This window comes from Streptomyces sp. NPDC027185, assembly GCF_055567035.1.
In genome coordinates this window covers 432,014-438,626 of the sequence record NZ_JBVHRF010000007.1, presented here as the reverse complement: position 1 = coordinate 438,626, position 6,613 = coordinate 432,014, and the positions used below count along the sequence as shown (strand labels likewise).

Annotated in this window: 7 protein-coding genes; 4 read left to right on the top strand and 3 right to left on the bottom strand. The window is 70.9% G+C overall.

From position 1 onward, the window contains the following. Positions 1-66: 66 nt before the first annotated feature. Positions 67-567 (bottom strand): hypothetical protein, encoded by a 501-nt coding sequence (locus ACZ4M8_RS24270; protein ID WP_467610603.1) that lies wholly within the window; start codon positions 565-567, stop codon positions 67-69. A 159-nt stretch (positions 568-726) separates the two neighbouring features. Then, positions 727-1,044, bottom strand: a complete 318-nt coding sequence (locus ACZ4M8_RS24265; protein ID WP_467610601.1) for a WXG100 family type VII secretion target — start codon at positions 1,042-1,044, stop codon at positions 727-729. Between the two features lie 219 nt (positions 1,045-1,263). On the opposite strand from ACZ4M8_RS24265, the gene ACZ4M8_RS24260 reads away from it, so the two are divergent. After that, positions 1,264-1,908, top strand: coding sequence for a hypothetical protein (locus ACZ4M8_RS24260; RefSeq protein WP_467610600.1), 645 nt, complete (start codon positions 1,264-1,266; stop codon positions 1,906-1,908). Positions 1,909-2,093: 185 nt separating this feature from the next. Here ACZ4M8_RS24260 and ACZ4M8_RS24255 read toward each other — a convergent pair whose 3' ends face one another. Continuing rightward, on the bottom strand, positions 2,094-3,155 hold the full coding sequence (locus tag ACZ4M8_RS24255) for a hypothetical protein (protein WP_467610598.1): 1,062 nt from the start codon (positions 3,153-3,155) through the stop codon (positions 2,094-2,096). A gap of 480 nt (positions 3,156-3,635) precedes the next feature. On the opposite strand from ACZ4M8_RS24255, the gene ACZ4M8_RS24250 reads away from it, so the two are divergent. The 3 genes from ACZ4M8_RS24250 (at position 3,636) to ACZ4M8_RS24240 (ending at position 6,610) form a co-directional block, all read left to right on the top strand. After that, a complete protein-coding gene (locus ACZ4M8_RS24250) occupies positions 3,636-4,274 on the top strand; it encodes a response regulator transcription factor (protein WP_467610596.1) in 639 nt (212 codons plus the stop codon). 355 nt (positions 4,275-4,629) lie between these two features. Next, complete coding sequence (gene pcaDC / locus ACZ4M8_RS24245) at positions 4,630-5,907, top strand: bifunctional 3-oxoadipate enol-lactonase/4-carboxymuconolactone decarboxylase PcaDC (RefSeq protein ID WP_467610594.1); 1,278 nt, start codon at positions 4,630-4,632, stop codon at positions 5,905-5,907. 61 nt (positions 5,908-5,968) lie between these two features. Then, the gene (locus tag ACZ4M8_RS24240) at positions 5,969-6,610 is read left to right on the top strand and encodes an MBL fold metallo-hydrolase (RefSeq protein ID WP_467610592.1); all 642 of its coding nucleotides are present in this window, start codon (positions 5,969-5,971) and stop codon (positions 6,608-6,610) included. Positions 6,611-6,613 lie beyond the last annotated feature (3 nt).

The following is a 6,613-nucleotide window of genomic DNA, read 5'->3' as shown; positions in this document are numbered from 1 at the left end:
CGAAACGCAAGAAAAACGCAAGCGGAACGTCAGCGGGAAAAAGCAGAACGGTACGAATTCACGAGGTCAGAATATCTCGCCGATCGCAGACCTCGTGCCGTCGGTGACGTTCTCCGGAGTTCCGCCACCGCTCTGCCACCACGAGAGGAGCTGCGAGGCGAAGTCGCCGAACTCCTGGGACGAGGCTTCCTCCGCGGAGAGATAATTGTTGCCCGTCAGCGTCAGCGAGAAGGCCACCCGCGCCAGCACGCTGTTCGCCTGGCTGTGGGTGTCGCCGCCCTTCCCGAAGAGATGGGTCATGCAGGCGTCCAGACGTTCGAAGAAGACACCGGCCTCCTGCTGGGTCTTGCCCGCCCAGCCGAGCTGGAGGTCGTCGAGCGCCTTGAAGATCTTGGCGACCTGCTCCCCGAGGTCCTGGACGAGACCACCGCCGCCATCGGGTCCGCCGATCTGCTCCCCGTAGGACCGCAGCGCCTCGCCGTCGACGCTGATCGACAGGTGGGCACCGCCGACCTGGCCGTAGGTGACGGGCGGATCGATCTGAGGGTCTTCGCTGCTGGGGCTCACCGTTGCTCCTGGGTGATACGGGGGAACGCTGCCGCGTCAGGTGCGGGCGGGCTCCCGGGGGATGAACTGACGCCGACGTCCGCCGTGCGGTCTGGGCACGACGGACGCCTTGGATACGCGGGATGCGGTCCGGGCCTTGCCGGGACCGGGGCACACCCCTCAGTGGTTCTTGTGGAAGTTCCTGGTGTTCTTCTCCTCGACCTCGTGGTACATGTCGTACGCCGCCTGCAGCCGCTGCTTCATCTCGTGCAGCAGCGTGACCAGCGTCTCCATGTGGGTGCTGAACTCGGTCTGGAGGTTGTCAAAGGTCGCGCTGGAGGGGGAGGTCCAGACGCGCTCCGCGCTGCGGAAGGCTTCCTTCACAGCGGCGACGTCCGACTCGATGGCGCTGGTACATCCGGACACCGTGCTGATGGTGTCGCGGAGCCGGTGCAGCTCGATCCGGAACTCGGAGAGGGTGAGAGTACGAGAGGCCACGCGGTGACTTTAAGTGCCCGGACGGCTCCGAAGCAGGTCCCCCTTCCGAAGGCATACACGTCACCGTTCCGGGACGGGGCGATGTCACTGAACAGGGACCTGTCCCGAGGGTGCGTGCATTGGATGAGATGGAAGAAACCGGGTTTCACCCGGGTTACTCATGGCGGAAGGGCAACTGTGGCAGTGGAACCGAAAGACTCCCGGTACGGTCCTCACCGGGTGCCCATCCCGACCGATGACGAGACGGTGCCGGCGTCGAGTACCGATGAACCACCGCCGCCCACCGCGGCGGCGCCGCCCACCCTCTCCATGCTCTGGGGGCAGACCCCGGTGATCACCTCCGAGCTCCCGAAGTCCGATGGCGTCGGTGGCGACCAGGGGAAGAAGGTCGAGAAGGCGCCTTCTCACGCCGCCTTCAACGTCAACGTCGGCGGTCTCGCCGACAGCATGGACTTCCTGCGGACCTCCTCCACCGAGATGGTGGCGCAGTACGAGGCGCTCAAGACACTTGTCCTCCAGGTCGACGCCGCCCACACGGTCTTCGGCGAGCAGGCGACCTACAAGGAGACCATCCCGAGGTCGCTTCCGACCCAGAACGTCAACCCGCGTGGGGGGCACGAGTTCAATACCTCCGAACGCAACCCGGCCCCCCTCATCAAGCCCGACGAGGGCGTACGGGGAGCGGCCGAGAAGTTCGGCCCGATGATGTACCCCGGCATGAAGAACGTGCTGATGGAGTGCGCCAACGCCATCGAACTTGTCGGGCGGTACATGGTCCTGATGGGCCGCACCGGCAGCTACTACGCTCACGCCGACCGCCAGTCCGCCTTCCCCGAGCCGACTGGTAAGCCGATCGCGAGCTGACCCCCGTAGATTCAGCTGCAACGGGCCGGGTCCCGGCCGTTCCCCCACGGAATGGCCGGGACCCGGCCCGTCGGCGTCCTGTCCCGCGAACGGCCGGACGCCCTGCCCGGGGGCGGGACGGGCGCAACCGTACGGTGCGCCCGTCCCGCCCCGCGGTCACCGCGGAGCGGCGACAGAGTGCCAGGTCACGCCGGTACGCAGCTGAGCTGGACCGGACCGGCGACGTCGTGCGCGTACTTGGTCGACGCCGTGTAGTCGACGCCGGTGTTGAACATCCGCAGCGTCACCCGGCCACTGGTGACCTTGAATGTTCCGGGGGACAGCCACTTGCCGCGGTTGTTGATCTGGTCGATGCCGAACGCGGCGGTCGCCTTGCCGCCGCTGCGGTCGGAGTCGTAGATCGCGTACCGGGCCGGGTGGCCGCCGACGTAGAGGATCTTGGGGTTGTTCGGGATGTAGACGGAGAGCCGGCAGACGGCGGCGCCCTTGATCTTGGCCGTGTAGTTGAACTTCCACAGCACGTACTGCGCCGGGTCGTACTGCGTCGCCGAGCCGGACATCGGCACGGAGACGTAGCGGCCGTTGCAGCCGGAGCCGGTGTAGCCGCCGGTACCGGACTTGACCCAGCCCTCCCGCTTCTTGTTGAAGTTGGCATCCTTCAGCCAGACCCCCGCGGTGGGGGTCGACGGGCAGCCGTAGCCGGTCAGCGCGGTGAACGCCGGTGCGGCGCTCCGGGTGCCGAACGTGCCCTGACCGCCCTTGGCGGAGGCGGACGCCCTCGGGCTCGGCGGCGTGTGCGAGGAGCCGGTGGTGGGCCCTCCGGGTATGTTCTGCCGCCCGTCGAGGGGGAAGTCCTGGTTGCCCGCGCCGCCGGTGCCGCCGAGGTTTCCGGTGCCGCCGAAGCCGCCGCCGGTACCGCCGTTGCTCCCCGTGCCGCCGGTGGTGCCGGTGCGGGACTCCTTGCCGTCCTGGTGGTGGTCGGCCTTGGCGGTGGCGCCGGCGGGCGCGACCTTGTGGGCCTGGGCCTTCTTCTCGCCCGAGCTGCTGAGCGCGCCGATGGCGAGGGCGCCGAGACCCAGTGCCGCGACGACCGCGACGCCGATCGCCACCAGCCGCTTGCCGGGCTTGCCCTGCTCACCGTCGGGGCGGACGCCGCCCACGAACGCGGAGACGAAGCCGTGCCGGTCCTCCTCCGGCAGGCGCCCCGACGCCTCGGCGGGCTGCGGGGACTTTTCCTGGTCAGCCACGTACGTACTCTCCAATTGTCTTGCCGTAAGGGACAGGGGGCACAGAATACCGCTCACCGGCAATGGGAAAAGTCCCGCGGGGGAAATCCAATCGCCCTGAGCGGTTTGTCTTCCGGGGGCATGCGAGGTGATTGTGCGGGGCGCGGCGGAGCATTGTGCGCCGAGTGTCCGGCGGACGGTGGAGGTGTCGCCGCGTTCGCTATACGGAACGTCTGTTCGGACTTCCCGTGCCGGCCTGAGTTCTTGTGTTCCGTTTCGTCTCACCGCAGTTTTCGGAACCGATCCGTCAGTGGGGTACGTTGGGGTGCATCGCATCGGTCCTCCGCTAGTCTTCTCACTTGGGGGATCGGGGAACGACGCGTTGATCTGACGACAGGAATACGCATGTCCACTTGTGCGCGCATTGTCATTGTCGAGCGCCAGAATCTCGTCCGGTACGGTCTGGAAAGGGCGCTTTCCCGGGCTCCGTGGGTCGAGGTGATGGCCACGGTGGAGCGCGTGCAGGACTTCCCGTTCGCCCCGGGCGACGGCGCCCCCGACGCGATCCTCTACAGCCCGCCCACGTACGACCACGGCATGGGCGCGGAGTCCCCGGCGCAGATCCTGGACCGCCTCGTCGCCTGTGCCCCCGTGCTCCTGGTGTCGGGTTTCATCCAGCCGTACCGCCTGCTGGGCGCCGTCCGCGCCGGGGTGCTGGGCTGTGTCACCGACGAGGTGGACGACGAGGAGCTGCTGCGCGCCGTCGATACCGTCGTCACCGGCGGCTTCCACCTCTCCGCCACGCTCGTGCCGCGGCTGCGCAGTGAGCTGGAGCAGCCCGGCGGTATCGAGCCGCGCTCGCTGGCCCGCCGGGAGCTGGAGGCGCTCCGGCTGCTCGCCCAAGGGCTGACACACGGTCAGATAGGGCGCCGGATGGGCCTGTCTGAGGCCACGGTCAGTACGTACATCAAGCGCGTCCGGGCCAAGCTCAACGTCGGCAACAAGGCCGACCTCACCCGTACCGCCATCGAGCTGGGCCTGCTGCGCGATCCGCACCCGCGGGTCGGCGGGGGCGGGATGGCGCCGCTGGCCACCCCGGGGCAGGGGCGCGCCCGGTCCGCGCTGCTCGAACGGGGCTGACAGCCCGGGACGCGGGCGGCCCCACCGCGCGGTCCGGCCGCCCGGCGGGGCCACCCGCGCCCCGGTGCGGTGACCGTCCGGCCCCGCGCCCGCCGGCCCTCCGGCCGGACGGGCGCGCCCGCCGCTCCTCTCACCCGCCGTCCACCCGCGCGCCGTGTCCCCGACGCCGGTGCCGGGGACCGTGGGCCGGTCGTGGTTGCGCCGCGCTCGCGGGCCGTGGCGGGGCGGGCCGCCCCGGGGCGGCGCACCGGCCCGTACGCGAGCGGCCCGCGGTCCGGCCCGAGTGCACCGGTTCCGTCACAGAGTTCCTGACCCGGGTGTCAGGACCGCGTCAGGGCTGGGTAGCGTGGCGCGGGTGAGCGAGAAGACCCTGCAGCACCGCATCGACGGCCCCGCCGACGCCCCTGTCCTCGTCCTGGGCGCCTCGCTCGGGACGACGTGGCACATGTGGGACCGGCAGATCCCCGAGCTGACCCGCCAGTGGCGGGTCATCCGCTTCGACCTGCCCGGACACGGCGGCTCCCCCGCCTACCCCGCCTCCTCGGTCGCCGAACTGGCCGACCGGGTCGCCGCCACCCTCGACGCGCTCGGCGTGGACCGCTTCGGCTACGGCGGCTGCGCCCTGGGCGGCGCCATCGGCATCCAGCTCGCGCTCACCCGCCCGCAGCGCGTCACCTCGCTCGCGCTGGTCTCCTCCTCGCCGCGCTACGGCACCGCCGACTCCTGGCGGCAGCGCGGGGTGGTCATCCGGACCAACGGCCTCGACCCGATCGCCCGCACCGCGCCCGAGCGCTGGTTCACCCCGGGGTTCGCCGCCGCCCAGCCCGCCATCGTCGAATGGGCCGTACAGATGGTGCGGACCACCGACCCGGGCTGCTACATCGCCGCCTGTGAGGCGCTGGCCTCGTACGACGTCAGATCGTCGCTGGGCAGAGTGGGCGTGCCGACCCTCGTCGTCGCCGGGTCGGAGGACCAGGCCACCCCGACCACCGACGCCCGCAGCCTGGTCGCCGGGATCCCCGACGCGAGCCTGGCGCTGGTGCCCGGTACCTCCCACCTCGCCCCCGTCGAGCAGCCCGCCGCCGTCACCGAACTCCTCATCCGGCACTTCACCACCGCCTGGCACGACAAGCCGTCCGCGGGCGGACAGGCGGCGATCGGCGCGGCGACGCCCAAACCGCAGCTGGCCGCCGCCGCGCAGGCGGCGCCCGCCGCCATCGAGGCGGGGCTCGCCCAGCCGGAGGCGGTCCGCGGCAGCGCCTACGAGCGCGGGGCCAAGATCCGCCGCGAGGTGCTCGGGGACGCCCACGTCGACGCGGTCGAGGCGGCCACCGACGCGTTCTCCGGCGAGTTCCAGGATCTGGTGACCCGCTACGAGTGGGGCGAGAGCTGGACGCGGCCGGGCCTGGACCGGCGCACCCGCAGCATCATCACGCTCACCGCGCTGGTCGCCGGGGGCCACCACGGCGACCTCGCCGCGCACACCCGCGCCGCGCTCCGCAACGGTCTGACGCCCACCGAGATCAAAGACATCCTGCTGCACACCGCCGTCTACTGCGGCATCCCCGCGGCGAACGCCGCCTTCACCGTCGCCCAGCGGGTGATCCGCGAGGAGACCACCCCGGAGGACTGAGCCGGGGCCGTACGCGGTGAGCCGGGCGCGTACCCGGCGCCGGGACGGCAGGATGGCGGGCATGGAACTGACGAAGAAGACCCACGCCTGTGTCCGGCTGGAGAAGGACGGCCGCACGCTCGTCATCGACCCCGGACTGTTCAGCGAGGCGGACGCCGCCGTCGGTGCCGACGCCCTCCTGGTGACCCACGAGCACATGGACCACTTCGACGAGGGCCGTCTGCGCGCCGGGATGGAGGCCAACCCGGGAGCGGAGATCTGGACCCTCGCCGCCGTCGCCGAGCAGCTGTCGGCGGCGTTCCCGGGCCGGGTGCACACCGTCGGCGAGGGCGACACGTTCACCGCCGCCGGATTCGACATCGAGGTCCACGGTCAGCTGCACGCCGTCATCCACCCCGACATCCCGCGCATCACCAACGTCGGGTTCCTCATCGACGGCGGTGCGGTCTTCCACCCGGGCGATGCGCTCACCGTCCCCGAGGGCCGCACCGTGGAGACGCTGCTGCTGCCCGTCCACGCGCCGTGGAACAAGGTCTCCGAGGTCATCGACTACGTCCGCGCGGTCGCCCCGGGCCGCTCCCTCGACATCCACGACAGCCTGCTCCAGGATCACGCCCGCCCGGTCTACGACGGCATGATCGAGAACCTCGGCGGCGCCGGACACGCCCGCCTCACCCCGGGGGCGAGCACCACCGTCGGCTGACGG